General features: G+C 71.5%; 9 protein-coding genes. 2 read left to right on the forward strand and 7 right to left on the reverse strand.

Annotated elements, in window-relative coordinates:
- Position 1 precedes the first annotated feature (1 nt).
- Complete coding sequence (locus V7Z97_RS07380; protein ID WP_334162467.1) at positions 2–1,654, reverse strand: putative bifunctional diguanylate cyclase/phosphodiesterase; 1,653 nt, start codon at positions 1,652–1,654, stop codon at positions 2–4.
- A 175-nt stretch (positions 1,655–1,829) separates the two neighbouring features.
- Here V7Z97_RS07380 and V7Z97_RS07385 point away from each other — a divergent pair, with 175 nt between their 5' ends.
- Together V7Z97_RS07385 and V7Z97_RS07390 are read left to right on the forward strand one after the other, a co-directional pair.
- Positions 1,830–2,777, forward strand: coding sequence for an AAA family ATPase (locus V7Z97_RS07385; protein ID WP_334162468.1), 948 nt, complete (start codon positions 1,830–1,832; stop codon positions 2,775–2,777).
- A gap of 144 nt (positions 2,778–2,921) precedes the next feature.
- Entirely contained in the window at positions 2,922–4,277 is a 1,356-nt protein-coding gene (locus tag V7Z97_RS07390; RefSeq protein WP_334162470.1) for a vWA domain-containing protein, read from the forward strand.
- Here V7Z97_RS07390 and V7Z97_RS07395 read toward each other — a convergent pair.
- From V7Z97_RS07395 to V7Z97_RS07420, 6 genes are all read right to left on the reverse strand, one after another.
- Positions 4,274–5,749: an MFS transporter gene (locus V7Z97_RS07395; protein ID WP_334162472.1), complete on the reverse strand. Its 1,476-nt coding sequence runs from the start codon at positions 5,747–5,749 to the stop codon at positions 4,274–4,276. The two genes, V7Z97_RS07390 and V7Z97_RS07395, sit on opposite strands and share 4 nt — an antisense overlap.
- A 95-nt stretch (positions 5,750–5,844) precedes the next feature.
- A complete protein-coding gene (locus V7Z97_RS07400) occupies positions 5,845–9,123 on the reverse strand; it encodes a carboxyl transferase domain-containing protein (protein WP_334162473.1) in 3,279 nt (1,092 codons plus the stop codon).
- A 105-nt stretch (positions 9,124–9,228) separates the two neighbouring features.
- Complete coding sequence (locus V7Z97_RS07405; RefSeq protein WP_334162475.1) at positions 9,229–11,406, reverse strand: xanthine dehydrogenase family protein molybdopterin-binding subunit; 2,178 nt, start codon at positions 11,404–11,406, stop codon at positions 9,229–9,231.
- A 2-nt stretch (positions 11,407–11,408) separates the two neighbouring features.
- Entirely contained in the window at positions 11,409–11,870 is a 462-nt protein-coding gene (locus tag V7Z97_RS07410; RefSeq protein ID WP_334162477.1) for a (2Fe-2S)-binding protein, read from the reverse strand.
- Between the two features lie 63 nt (positions 11,871–11,933).
- A complete protein-coding gene (locus V7Z97_RS07415; protein ID WP_334162479.1) occupies positions 11,934–13,313 on the reverse strand; it encodes a sensor histidine kinase in 1,380 nt (459 codons plus the stop codon).
- Positions 13,314–13,408: 95 nt separating this feature from the next.
- Positions 13,409–14,206, reverse strand: a 798-nt coding sequence (locus V7Z97_RS07420) for a TPM domain-containing protein (protein WP_334162482.1), incomplete at its 5' end; no start/stop codon positions are given.

Below are 14,206 nucleotides of genomic sequence, written 5' to 3' on the forward strand. Positions count from 1 at the left end.
GTCAGGCGCGGCGCCTGTCCTCGCCGAGCGGCGCCTCGAGGAAGGTCAGCAGATCGCCGAGCGGCATGGGTCGGCCGAGCAGGTTGCCCTGCGCCTGGTCGCAGCCCATGGCCGACAACCGGGCGAAGCAGGCTTCGGTCTCCACGCCCTGAGCGGTCACCTTCATGCCCAGGCCATGCGCCAGGTCGATGGCGGAACGCACGATCAGGGCGTCGCGCTGCCGCTCGGCAAGGCCGCGCACGACCGACCTGTCGATCTTCAGCTCGTGGGCCCGGATCGCCTTCAGGTGGCCGAGCGACGACAGGCCCGCGCCGAAGTCGTCGAGCGCGAGGCCGAGGCCGGCTGCGGTGAAGCGGTCGAACGCGGCCAGCGCCAGGTCGGGGTTCTCGATGACCGCCGCCTCGGTCACCTCGAAGGTCAGCCGCCCCCGCGCCGCACTGGCCTCGGCCAGCGCGAAGTCGGCGAAGTCCCGTTCCGCCAGGGTGCGGGCGGAGATGTTGAGCGCCATCTCCACCGGGTGGCCGGCGGCGGCCAGGGTCCTCTGGTCTGCGATCGCCCGGCGCAGCGCCCAGGCGGTGAGGCTGCGGATATGGCCGGTCTCCTCGGCCATGGGCACGAAGCGGTCGGCGTGGAGCAGCCCGCGCACCGGATGGCGCCAGCGCGCCAGCGCCTCCACCCCTGTCACCCGCCGCTGCCGCAGGTCGAACTTGGGCTGGTAGTGCAGCTCCACGCCGCCGTCCTCCAGCGCCTTCGCCAGCGCCGACATCAGCGACAGGTTGGCCGCCGGGTCGCCGTAGGCCTCGGCGTCGAAGAACGCCACCGCGCGGCGGAGCCCGCGGGCCTGATCCAGTGCGATGCCGGCCTGCGCGATGTTGGCGTCGGCGTCCACGGTGGGATCCAGGGGCGCCAGCCCCAGGTGCAACGGCAGCTCCACGGCGTCGCGCCCGCCGAGGCCCAGCGGCTGCTCCAGCTCCGTCAGCAGCCGGCGTGCGTCGTCCAGCGCCGCGTCAGGACCTTGCGCCACCAGGGTGAAGCCCAGGACGTCGGGAGCGAGCCGGGAGACGCCCGAGGCCGATGTCAGCCCCGCCAGCCGCCGTCCCAGCGCCCGCACCGCGCGCGCGGCCTGGCCGTAGCCGATCGCGCCCCGCAGCTGGTCGAACCGATGGACGCCCAAGGCCGCCACATAGACCTGCCCGTGCGGCCGGTCGGCGAGACCGTGCACCACCCGCTCCAGCGCCAGCCGGTTGGGCAGGCCGCTCTCGTCGTCGTGCAGGGCCAGGTGCGTGATCCGCCGCTCGCGCTCCGCCACTGCCGCGGCCATGGCGTTGAAGCTGTCCACCAGGCCGTCCAGGGCGTCGTGGCGGACGGGCGCCAGCGAGGCGAGTTCGCCGCGCTCCAGCCGCCGCACGGCCTCTTCCAGGTCGGCAGCACGTCGGGCGACCCCGCCCAGGGTCGCCCAGCAACCGAAGCCGACCGCGGCGGCGCCCGCCAGTCCCAGGAGCGCTCCCGCCACCACCAGCGGCGCGCCGCCGACCGCCTCCGGGACCATGGTCAGGTGAACGGAAAACAGGCCCAGGGCGGCGAGAAAAAGGCCCGCGCCGAACAGGACGGCGTAGAGCGCCGCCAGCCGCCGGCTCAGCCGCTGCAGGATCATCGCCAGTCGAGGCTCACAGCCACAGGGTCCACAATGCGCCGAGCTTGACCGTAGGTTGTGAACCGGCCGTAAACCCTGTTCTTCCGAGGTGTTTGCCCTGCGGCCGGCGGACGGGCACAATCGGGCCTTTCCGACTGCCCCTTTTCGAAAGCCCGTAACTTTGACGATTTCCCCATTGGCGACCCCGGCGGCTGCGAAGCCGGCGACCGATCCCCTCGCCTCCGTCGACTCGCTCGTCGAGGGCCTGGCCTCGGTCGGCTACATCGCCTCCCGACGTATCGCGACCGCCCTGTTCATGGCCGTGAACCTGCAGAAGCCGATTCTGGTGGAAGGCTCGGCCGGCGTCGGCAAGACGGAGCTGGCGCTCTCCACCGCCGCCCTGCTCGGCCACCCGCTGATCCGCATGCAGTGCTACGAGGGCCTCGACGAGTCCAAGGCGCTCTACGAGTGGAAGTACGGCAAGCAGTTGCTCTACACCCAGATCCTGAAGGACCGCATGGGCGAGAGCCTGGCCGACGCGCCCACCATGGACGCGGCCATGGACCGGCTGCACGGCATGGGCGACCTGTTCTTCTCCGAGCCGTTCCTGGAGCCCCGGCCGCTGATGCAGGCCCTGAAGCAGGACGGCGGCTGCGTCCTGCTCATCGACGAGATCGACAAGTCCGACGAGGCCTTCGAGGCCTTCCTGCTGGAGGTGCTCTCGGCCTACCAGGTCTCGGTGCCCGAACTGGGCGTGATCAAGGCCAGGGTCCCGCCGCTGGTGTTCCTGACGTCCAACAACGTGCGCGACCTGGGCGACGCCCTGAAGCGCCGTTGCCTCCACCTGCACATACCCCTGCCGGAACCGGCGCTGGAGGAGCGGATCGTGCTCAGCCGCGTGCCGGGCATCGAGGGTCGTCTGGCCCACGACCTGGTCGCCTTCGTCCAGTCGCTGCGCACGCTCGACCTTCGCAAGGCGCCGTCGATCTCCGAGACCGTCGACTGGGCCCGCGCGCTGATCCTGCTGCACGCCGACAGCCTCGACCCGGCCATGGTCAAGGACACGCTCAATGTGATCCTGAAGTTCGAGCAGGACATAGCCCAGGTGGAGCCCCAGATCGTCGAGCTGCTGGCTCGGCGGTGAACGCCACCCTCCGCTCATCCCCGCGAAAGCGGGGACCCAGGTGTTTTGTGTTTCCGAGATTCGAATAGCACCGCCCATGCCCATGGTCCGCTCCGCAAAGAAACAAGCCCGGATCCCCGCTTCCGCGGGGATGAGCGGGTCTTGATGCAGCACACCCTCCAGGACTTCCTCCGCGCCCTGCGGGCCGCCGATGTCCGGGTTTCCCCGGCCGAGGCGATCGACGCGGCGCGCACGGTGGAGACCGTGGGGTACGCCGACCGGGAGCTGTTCAAGGACGCGCTGTGCGCCACCCTCGCGAAGTCGGAGGCCGAGGTCGTCGCCTTCGACCGCACCTTCGAGACCTTCTTCGCCCGCCAGGCCCTGGACCTGCCGCCCCCGCCGCCGGAGGGCGGCCAGGCGGACGGCGAACCGCGGCCGGCGGAGGTCTCCGAGTCACCGCTGGCCCAGGCCCTGCTGGAGGGCGACGCCGCGGCGGTGCAGCAGCAGATGGAGGAGGCCGCCCGCCGGGCCGGCGTCGCCGAGATCCGGCTCTCCACCCAGCGCAGCCGCCTCACCCGCCGCATGCTGGATGAGATGGGCCTGGCCGAGATCGAGAAGATCATCGCAGGCGCCCGCCGGTTCCCGGAGCAGCAGGGCCTCGCCGACCGTCTGGATGCCGGCCGCCGCGCCCTGGTGGCCGAGGCGCAGAAGTACGTGGAGCGCCAGCACGAACTCTACGCCGCCGGCTCCGGCCGCCAGCTGCGCGAGGAGATGCTGGCCCGCAAGGCGCTGAACGCCGAGGGCGGGATCGACCCCGTCGACCTCGCCATCATGCAGCAGCTGGTGCGCAAGATGGCCAAGCGGCTCGCCGACCGCTATTCGCGCCGCCGCCACAAGGCGATGCGCGGCCACCTGGACGTCCGCAAGACCCTGCGCCGCTCCATGGGCTACGGCGGGGTCCCCTTCGACATCGTCTGGAAGAGCCACAAGGTCGACAAGCCGTCGATCGTGGCGATCTGCGACGTCTCCAAGTCGGTGGCCGCGGCCGCCCAGTTCCTGCTGACCTTCCTCTATTCCCTGAACGAAGTGGTCGACCGGCTGGACGCCTTCGCCTTCTCGGGCCGGCTGATCCCGGTGGGCGAAATCCTGGACGACCACGCCGTCGAACAGGCGATCCTCAAGGTCCTGCAGACCATCGGCTTCCAGCAGACGGACTACGGCAAGGCCCTGGAGGACTTCTGCGACCAGCACATCGACCGGCTGGACCGCCACACCACGGTGATCTTCCTGGGCGACGGCCGCTCCAACTTCGCCGATCCGCGGCTCGACCTGATGAATCTGATCCACCAGCGCAGCCGCGCGGTGATCTGGCTGAACCCCGAGCCCGAAAGCTACTGGGGCCAGGGCGACAGCGTCATGGACCGCTACGCCCGCTACTGCCACGTGGCCAAGACCTGCAACACGCTCGAGGGCCTGGAGCGCATCATCGAGGACGTGCTGCGCACCTACATCCCGCACTAGCCGGGCCGGGCGCGGCGGATCCTGAGGTCGTCGATGATCTCCGCGTGGCGGGCGCGGGTGATCGCGTAGGGGATGAAGAGCACGGCGCCGACCAGGCAGAACACGGCTGACAACGGTCCCCAGCCGAGGATCAGGCCGGCCAGCACGTCCTCGGAGACCACCGCATCGACCTGCCGCCCTGCCTCGCGGGGGAAGCGCAGGATGTCGAGGGTCAGGCCGCCGATCAGCGAGCCCATCCCGGCCGCCGCCTTGCCGGCGAAGCCGATGCCCGAGAAGTAGAGCCCCTCGCGCCGGGCCTCGAACCGGTGCTCATGCTCGTCGGCGGCGTCGGCCATCATCGCCGGGAAGGCGATGAAGATGATCCCGGAGCCCAGGCCGACGAGCAGGTTGTTCGGGACCAGCCAGGGCAGGGCGGCCTCGCCCACCGGCGCGACCGCGCCCGAGGCGCGCAGGACCGGCAGCACGGTCCAGCCGGCCATCACCATCACGAAGCCCAGAGCCGCGGCGCTCCGCTTCTCCATGAACCGCAGCAGGAAGGGCGTCAGCGGCACGCCCAGCAGGATTCCGAACAGGTAGGCGTAGGACAGCACCTGCATCACCTCGGGCCGCAGCCGCCACACGAAGACGTTGGCGTGGTTGTTCAGCGCCTGGTGGATGCCGGCCGCGCTGGAGAACAGCAGGAGCGAGAAGAACAGGATCCGGAACGAGGGATTGCGGAAGATCTCCAGGACCTCGCCGACGATTCGGCGTCCCATCGTCTCCGGCCGGCCTTGCGGTTGGGGCAGGGCCACGGCGTAGCGCCAGACCCCCGCGCAGCAGATCAGGGCCCCCGCCAGGACCACCGCCGCGATCGTCCAGCCGAACTGGGGGTATCGCTCGGGCCGCTGCAGCCCGCCCTCGCCGGCGAAGAACACCGAATAGGCGAGCGCGGTGACGGTGACGCTGGTGACGATGCCCGCCAGCAGCCGCCAGGCGACGATCCGCGAACGGTCCACGTAGTCGTCCGACAACTCCGCCCCCAGGGCGAAGTAGGGAATGTTGTACATCGAGGCGAAGGCTCGGACCGCCATCTTGGTCAGGGTCAGCCAGAGGAACAGGGCGAAGACCGACAGGCCCGCGGGCGGACTGAACCACAGCCCCATGGTCACCATGGTGAGCGGCGCGCCGACCAGCATCACCGGCAGCCGCCGGCCGAACCGCGACCGGACGCTGTCCGACCACGAGCCGATCAGCGGGTCGAAGGCGGCGTCGAGGATCATGCTGACCGCGACGGCCAGGCCGACCAGGCTTCCGGAGAGGCCCAGCACCGCCGTGTAGTAGAAGAACACGAAGGTATTGACCGTCAGGTAGCCGCTCTCGACCACCTGCCCGAAGCTGTAGGCCAGCTTCACGCCGGCCCCCGGCTTCGCCAGGACCGGCTGCGCCGCAGCCCCCGCGCCGGTGAGCCCGGCCACGCCATCCGCCACCGCCACGACGTTCCTCCCGAGACCGTCTTGTCGTTGCGAACGACGGTATCGGACCCGGCCCCCGGGGCAATGGTGACCTTAGGTCAGCGGCGCGCGCGGCCTCACCATACGTCGACGAACGGCCGCTTCTTGCCCGGCGGCTTCGGCGGGACGGGACAGGCCTTTAGCCCGCGCACCAGCCAGGCGCGGGTCTCGGCCGGGTCGATGACGGCGTCGATCTCCACCACCGAGGCCACCGACAGCGCCTTGCCGTTCTCGTACATCCTGCCGACCAGCTTCTCGAACAGGGCCTGCCGGGCGGCGGGATCCTCCTCCGCCTCCAGCTCCTTGCGGTAGCCCAGGCGCACCGCGCCCTCCAGGCCCATGGGCCCGAACTCGGCGGTCGGCCAGGCGGCCATCATCGCCGGGGCCGAGAAGTCCCCGCCGGCCATGGCCTGGGCGCCCAGGCCGTAGCCCTTGCGCAGCACCAGGGTGAACAGCGGCACGGAGAGGCTGGTGGCGGTGACGAACAGGCGCGAGCCCCGGCGGATCGCGGCCGTCATCTCGCTATGGGGCCCGACCATGAAGCCCGGGGTGTCGCAGAGCGAAAGCACGGGCACGTCGAAGGCGTCGCAGAGCTGCAGGAAGCGGGCCCCCTTCTCCGCGCCTTCGGAATCGATCGCCCCGCCGAGATGCCGCGGGTCGTTGGCGATCAGCCCGAGCGGCCGGCCCTCGATGCGCAGGAAGCCGGTGATCATGCCGCGGCCGTAGCCGCCCCGCAGCTCCAGCCAGGTCCCCTCGTCGGCGAGCGTGCGGATCACCTCGCGGACGTTGTAGGCCCGCACCCGGTTCTCCGGGATCAGGTGGCGCAGCCGGCGCTGGTCGGCGCAGGTCCAGTCGCGGACCGCCCCCTGGAAGACGCCCAGGATCTGCTTCGCCGCCGCCGTGGCCTCCGCCTCGTCCTCCACCAGGAGGTCGAGGGCGCCGTTGGCGTAGAGCACGTCGGAGGGGCCGATCTCGTCGGGCGTGAAGACCCCCAGTCCCCCGCCCTCGATCATCGCCGGCCCTCCGAGGCCGATGTTCGAATAGCGGGTCGCGATGGTGACGTCGGCGCAGCCGAAGAACACCGCGTTGCCGGCGAAGCAGCGCCCGGAGTTGATGGCGATGCGCGGCGCGAGCCCCGAGAGCCGGGCGAAGGTGGTGAAACTGGTGGTGTCCAGCGACGAGGCCGAGAGCTGGCCGCCGTCCACGTCGCCGGGCCGTCCGCCGCCGCCCTCGGTGAACCAGACGATCGGCGCCTTCCAGTGCTCGGCGAATTCCAGGATGCGGTCGGTCTTCTTGTGGTTGAAGTGGCCCTGCGTGCCGGCCAGCACGGTGAAGTCGTAGGCCAGGCCCACGCAGCGGGCCTTGTCCTCGCCGAACAGTTCGCCGTTCACCTCGCCCACGCCGACCACGATGCCGTCGGCCGGCGTGTTGGCCCGCAGGTCGTCCAGGCTGCGCCGCCGGCGCTGGGCGGCCACGGCCATGGCCCCGACCTCGCTGAAGCTGCCGGGGTCGAACAGGTCGGCGAGGTTCTCCCGCGCCGTCCGTTGGCCGGTGCGCCGCCGTCGCGCGACAGCGTCAGGCCGGGCCTCGTCGAGCGTCAGCCGATGGCGCTCGATCACCTCGGCGAGGTCGGGGCGGATGGCGTCGAGGTCGATGGCGGCCTGCGCCTCCTCACCGGCCGCCTCGCCGCCGGTCTCCTCCAGGAAGACCACCGGATGGCCCTCGAAGACGGTGTCGCCCGCCGCCACCGTGATCTGGCGGACCACGCCCGAGGCCTGGGCCTCGACCACATGCTCCATCTTCATGGCTTCGAGAACCAGCAGGGCCTGGCCCTTGCGGACGCTCTCCCCGACCTCGGCCTGCAGGGCGATGACCGTCCCCTGCAGCGGCGCGCGCAGCGGCGTCGCGCCCACCGGACCCTCCGGCTCCCGGGCGGCAGCGGCCGGGCCGGAGCCGCGCGCGGCGGCGTCGAAATAGAGCTTCGGATGAGCCTCGGGCGGGTGGGCGAGTTCGCCCATGTGCGCCTCGATGAAGCGGGTGTGGACCTCGCCCGCGGCCACGGCCGGCAGCGCCAGCAGGTTCTGCAGGAAGGGGATGTTGGTCTGCGCCCCCTCGACCCGGAACTCGGCCAGCGCCCGGTAGGCCTTGGCCACCGCCCGCGACAGGCCGCCGGCGCCCGAGTGCACGATCAGCTTGGCCAGCAGGCTGTCGAAGCGGGCGCTCGTCGCGTAGCCGGCGTAGCCGAAGCCGTCGACGCGGACGCCCGGCCCCGACGGCGGCTCGTAGACCGCCAGCGTCCCGCCGGCGGGCTTCGCCGAGCCATCTGCGGCCATGGTCTCGAGATTGACCCGCACCTGCACCGCGTGACCCCGCGGCGCCGGGACCTGGCCCTGGGTCAGCTCGAGGTCGGCGAGGGTCCGGCCCGCGGCGATCTGGAGCTGGATCCGCACGAGGTCGAGGCCGGTGACCTCCTCGGTGACGGTGTGCTCCACCTGCAGGCGGCCGTTGCCCTCGATGAAGACCAGGTCGTCGCCGTCGATAAGGAACTCCATGGTGCCGAGTCCGCGGTAGCCGGCGGCCTCCGCCAGCGCCACGGCGTGGCTGAACAGGGCCTCCCGCTGCCAGGCCGGCAGCATGTCGGCCGGCGCGATCTCCACCACCTTCTGTCGCTGACGCTGCAGGCTGCATTCCCGGTCCCACAGGTGCGCCACGCGGGCCCCGTCGCCCACCACCTGCACCTCGATGTGCCGGGCGTGCGGCAGGAAGCGCTCCACGTAGAGGTCGCCGTTCCCGAACGCCGCCTTCGCCTCGGACTGGCAGCGCGCCCACTCGCGCTCGAGCGCCTCCACGGAATCCGCCGGGCGCATGCCGCGTCCGCCGCCGCCGGCCACCGCCTTGACCATCACCGCCCCGTGGGTGGCGAGGTAGGCCTGGGCCGCCTCCAGCGTGGTGGGGCCGTCCGTACCGGGAGAGACGGGCACGCCGCACCGCTGCGCCAGCGCCCGGGCCCGGCCCTTGTCGCCGAACAGCTCCAGCGTCTCCGGCGACGGCCCCACGAAGGTCAGGGCCGCGTCGGCGCAGGCGCGCGCGAAGGCGGCGTTCTCCGAGAGGAAGCCGTAGCCCGGATGGAGGGCGTCGCAGCCGGCGTCCTTCGCCGCCTGCACGACCTGGCCGATGTCGAGGTAGGCGGCGGGGCCCGAGCCTCTCAGCGCCACGGCCTCGTCGGCCTTCTTGACGTGCAGGGAGGCGGCGTCGTCCTCGGAGAAGACCGCCGCAGTCGCGATCCCCATCTCTGCCGCGGTGCGCGCGATGCGGACGGCGATCTCGCCGCGGTTGGCGATCAGCAGCTTCTTCACGGACGCGTCCCCTCAAACACTTGTTGGGACGCATTTGGGCCGAGGCCAGCCGGAACGCCAAGCCATAACCTCCTCCCCCCAGGCTTGGGGGAGGAGTCGTCGTCCTCAGGCCTTCAGCAGGCTCGGGTCGACGGGCAGTTCGCGGACGCGCTTGCCGGTGGCGGCGAAGATGGCGTTGGTCAGGGCCGGGATGGCCGGCGGCAGGGCCGGCTCGCCGAGGCCCGTCGGCGGATAGTCGGTGATCACCCAGTGGACCTCCACCGGGAAGGACTCGTTCATCCGCATCAGCGGGTAGGAGTCGAAGTTCCCCTCCACGGTGCGGCCGTTCTCGATGGTGATCTTCTGGTGCAGCGCCTCGGAGACGCCGTCCAGCACCGAGCCCTGCACCTGATTCACCGCGCCGTGCGGGTTGATGATCTGGCGGCCCACGTCCCCGGCCACCCAGGCCTTCTGGACCTTGGGCGTGCCGTCCGCGGCCACCTGCACCTGGATCACCTCGGCGAAGTAGCCCAGGTGGCTGTAGTGGAAGGCGATTCCCTTGCCGGTGCGGGCGGGCAGCTTCTCGCCCCACTTGGAGACCTCGGCCACCTTCTGGACCACGCCGCGCATCCGCTCGGCGTTGTATCCGGACGGGCCGTCACCGACCATCTTCTGGTCGCCCAGCAGCTTCAGGCGGAAGGCGACCGGATCCTGGCCGGCGGCATGCGCCAGCTCGTCGATGAACGACTGCATGACGAACGACAGGGCGTTCGAGCCCGGCGCCCGCAGTGGCCCGGTGGGCACGCCCAGCGGCATGGTCGAGACGTCGATCCGGCAGTTCGGCACGAACCTCGCCGGGAATTCGGTGGGCGCCATGCCGGCCGACGGCGCGAACTGCTCCCCGCCCGGTCCGAAGCTCACGAAATGGTCCTGCCAGGCGACCACATTACCCTGGGCGTCGACGCCGCCCTTCAGGAAGTGGAACCCGGCCGGGCGGTAGAAGTCGTGCCGCATGTCGTCTTCGCGGGTCCAGAGGAGCTTCACCGGAGCCCCGGTCTCCTGCGCGATCCAGGCGGCCTCGACCATGTAGTCGTTCGAGAGCCGGCGTCCGAAGCCGCCGCCGCAGCGAATCATGTGGATGGTGATGTCCTCGGGCTTGATACCGAGGGTGGTGGCCACGAGCTGCCGGCCGGGCTCGGGGTTCTGGGTCGGGGCCCAGATCTCCACCTTGCCGTCCTTCACCGCCGCCGTGCAGTTCTGCGGCTCGAGCGTCGCGTGGCTGAGGAACGGATAGGCGTAGGCGGCCTCCACCGTCTTGGCCGCGCCCTTCAACGCCGCGGCCACGTCGCCGTCGTTGCGGGCGGTGCGCTGCGGCGCGCCGGCGGCCAGTTCCGCGGCGCGCTTGGCGAAGCCCGTGCTGCCCTGCTGGGCGGTCGGGTGATCGGCCCATTGGGTCTTGAGCTGGTCGCGGCCCTTCTTCGCCGCCCACCAGGTGTCGGCCACGACGGCCACGCCCGGCAGCAGGCCCGAGAGGCTCGCGCCGCCGTCGACCACGAAGGCCTTCTTCACGCCCTTCACGCCCTGCGCCGCAGCGAGGTCCGCGGAGGCCACCTTGGCCCCGAACACCGGCGCCTTCTCGTAGGTGGCGTACAGCATCCCCGGGACCTGGACGTCGATGCCGAACAGCGGCTGGCCCGTGACGATCTTGGCCGTGTCGTACTGCGGCGTCGCGCGGCCGATGATCTTGTAGTCCTTGGGATCCTTCAGCGTCAGGCTCTTCGGATCCGGCGGCGTGAGGCCCGCGCACTGGCCGGCCAGCGAACCGTAGGTCGCCTTGCGGTTCGAGGCCTTGTGCAGGACGACGCCCGCCTGGGTGCTGCACTCCCCGGCCGGGCAGTTCCACGCCAGGGCGGCCGCCTGGATCAGCATGGCGCGCGCCACCGCGCCCACGCGGCGCTGGTCCTCCCAGTGCAGCGGGGTGGCCATGGAGCCGCCGGCGAACTGGCGGCCGTAGGTCTGCGGGTCGTTGTCCGCCTGCTCGATGCGGACCTTCTCCCAGGGGATGTCGAGCTCCTCGGCGATCAGCATGGGCAGCATGGTCTTGATGCCCTGGCCGCACTCCGGGTTCTTGTTGGTGATGGTCACCATCCCGTCGGGGGCGACCTTCACGTAGGCGTTGATCGGCTGCAGGGCCGCCCCTTGCGCCTGGGCCTTGGTGGCCACGGTGAAGGAGATGACCAGGCCGCTGGCGCTGGCCGCGGTGAGGAACTCGCGCCGTGAGGCGCCGGTGAGCTCGACGGTCATGCTCAGGCTTCCTTCTGGCCGGAGGCGCGCTTGATGGCCGCCCGGATGCGCGTGTAGGTGGCGCAGCGGCAGATGTTGCCGCTCATCGCCGCGTCGATGTCGGCGTCGCTCGGCTTCGGGTTGCGGACGAGCAGGGCCGTCGCCGACATGATCTGCCCCGGCTGGCAGTAGCCGCACTGGGCCACGTCCAGCTCGCTCCAGGCGGCCTGCACCTTCTTGCCCACGGCCGAGGACCCGACGCCTTCGATGGTGGTGACCTTGCCCTGCACAGCCGACACCGGCGTCACGCAGGAGCGGACCGGCTGGCCGTCGATGTGCACCGTGCACGCGCCGCACTGGGCGACCCCGCAGCCGTATTTGGGCCCCAGGATCCCCAGCGTGTCGCGCAGGGTCCACAGGAGCGGGGTGTCAGGGTCCACGTCAGCCGTGTGGACCTTGCCGTTTACGTTGAGCTTGAAGGCCATCCGCGCTCCTCCCTTTGGACGCGATGGTACGGCCCGCAGGGGGGCGGCGGCAAGCGGCAGAGCCTAGCCGGCGCGGGGGAACTCCACGCGGGCCTCGAAGCCGTGCTCGCGGAACGCCGTCACCACCTTGCCGCCGAACGGCGTCAGCGCCGTCTCCAGCACGCGCGAGCCGAAGCCGGGCTTCGGAGGCGGGACCACGGGTGGCCCTCCGGTCTCGCACCAGTGCAGCACGACCCGGCCCGGCGGGGCGTCGCTGCTGACGATCCGCACCCGGCCCTCGCGGACGGAAAGCCCGCCGTACTTCACGGCGTTGGTGGCCATCTCGTGCAGCAGCAGGCCGAGCGCCGCCGCCATCTGGCCGGCGATGGTCACGCCGGCGAACCCCGGCGCGATCTCGAAACGGGCCAGGCCGAAGGGCGTCAGCGCCACCTCCAGCATGTCGGCGAGCTGTACCGGCCCGCCGCCGGTGGCGGTCACCAGGTCCTGCGACTTGGCCATGGCGTCCAGCCGGGCCGTCAGCACGCCGGCGAAGTCCTCCACCGACCGGGCCGAGCGGGCGGTCTGGCCGACGATGGCCATCATCACCGTCAGCCCGTTCTTGGCCCGGTGCGCGAGCTCGCCCATCAGCAGCGCGCGGCGCTCCTCCATCATCCGGCGCTCGGTGACGTCGACCGACGTGCCCACCACCAGCCGGGTCTCGCCGTTTTCCTTCAGCACGCGTCCATGCGTCAGGATCCACCGGACGCCGCTCTCGGGGCCCGCCGTGCGGTGCTCCACCGAGAAATCGCCGCCGTCCTCCATGGTCTCCGTGGCCAGGTAGACCGCCTCCACCTTCGGGAGGTCCTCCGGGTGCACCAGCTCCATGTAGCGGCAGATGTCGAGCGGACCCGCGTCGGCGGGCAGACCGAACAGCGCCTTGTTCCGTTCCGACCAGATCACCCGGTCGCCGGCGGGATCCCATTCCCAGAAGCCCAGACCCGTCGCCTCCACCGCCATCTGCAGCCGCCGGCGCTGGTCGCGCAGTTCCTCGGCCAGCCGCCGGGTCTCCGTGATGTCGGCCTGCAATCCGTCCCAGAGGGCGACTCCGTCCGGCAGCACTCGGGGATAGGAGGCGACACGGTGCCACCGGACCTCGCCGTCGGCGCGGCGCATCTGGATCTCGATCGAGAACGGGCGCCGGGTGGCCATCGCCTCGGCCTCGGCCCGCGCGAAGGTCTCCCGGTGCTCCGGAAGGATCATGTCGTACAGGACGGACCCGTTGGCCAGCACGGCCTCGGCGGGCACGCCGTTCAGGGCGAGGCAGCTCTCCCCCACATGGATGAAGCGCCGCGTGACGCCGTCCGCCTCCACGCGGATGCGGTAGGGCATGCCGAGCGCGAGGGCTTCCGCCACCACGTCGAACGGCTGCGCCACGTCCTCGGGCCTGTGCGGCGCCTCGGCCAAGCTGGTCTCCCCCTACGGAGCCCGCAATCTGGGCGGTGCGGCGCGGGGGGACAACACCAATTGTTGTGGTTGCTTCGCCGCAGACGACGAAAACCTCAGTCCGCCGACAGCACGACCACCGCGTCAGGCAGCTCGTTGGGATTGTCGCCGAGCCTGGCGGGGAAGCGTTCGGCCAGGATGTCCGCACACAGACCGATGGCCGCCGCGAAGCCGGCCGCGGGTTCGCCCCGCTTCAGCCCTGCCGTCAGCGCCGCCATGGCGCGGTCCCAGACCTCCGGCTCCACCTGGCTGGCGATGCCCTCGTCGGCGATCAGCTCGGCCATGTGCTCGGCCATGGAGACGTAGATCAGCACGCCGGTCCGCTCGCGGGTGGCGTGCAGGCTCTTGGCCAGGAACTGCGCCTGGGCCTCGCGCCGCACGCGCTCGCGTTTCAGCCCGCGGGGCGTCAGTCGACGACGGATCGGGCCGAGGCTGACCAGCACGGCGGTGACCACGAAGAGCGCCGCCTGCAGGAGCAGGGCGCCCACGAGCGTGTTGCGGGCGACCACGTCGGCGGCCTCCGCCACCTGCGCCGCGGTCCAGTCGCCGCCGAGGTCCGGCACGCTGACGTGCACGCCGCCCAGCAGCAGCAGCGCCGGCCCGAGCAGGGCGACGCCCGCCGCCCAGGCGAGCGGGGTCTCGAAATAGTCGGAGCTGTCCTCCGCCACGACGCAGTAGATCTCGCCCGTGGTGCGGGTCTCGGCCTCGCGCACGGCCGCCTCGATGGCCGCCCGGTCGGACGGAGAGAGCAAGGGGTCCTTCGCCATCACCAGCTCCCCGAGGATCCGCCGCCGCCGAACGAGCCGCCGCCGCCGGAGAAGCCGCCGCCACCCCAGCCGCCGCCACCGTGGCGG

Origin of the sequence: Phenylobacterium sp. (assembly GCF_036821595.1) — a bacterium.
Classification (GTDB): Bacteria; Pseudomonadota; Alphaproteobacteria; order Caulobacterales; family Caulobacteraceae; genus Phenylobacterium.

What these genes read in the sequence shown, in the direction of transcription:
- V7Z97_RS07380 (WP_334162467.1), bottom strand. Translation starts at nt 1,654, where the DNA reads ATGATCCTGCAGCGGCTGAGCCGGCGGCTGGCGGCGCTCTACGCCGTC.
- V7Z97_RS07390 (WP_334162470.1), top strand. Translation starts at nt 2,922, where the DNA reads ATGCAGCACACCCTCCAGGACTTCCTCCGCGCCCTGCGGGCCGCCGAT.
- V7Z97_RS07405 (WP_334162475.1), bottom strand. Translation starts at nt 11,406, where the DNA reads ATGACCGTCGAGCTCACCGGCGCCTCACGGCGCGAGTTCCTCACCGCG.
- V7Z97_RS07410 (WP_334162477.1), bottom strand. Translation starts at nt 11,870, where the DNA reads ATGGCCTTCAAGCTCAACGTAAACGGCAAGGTCCACACGGCTGACGTG.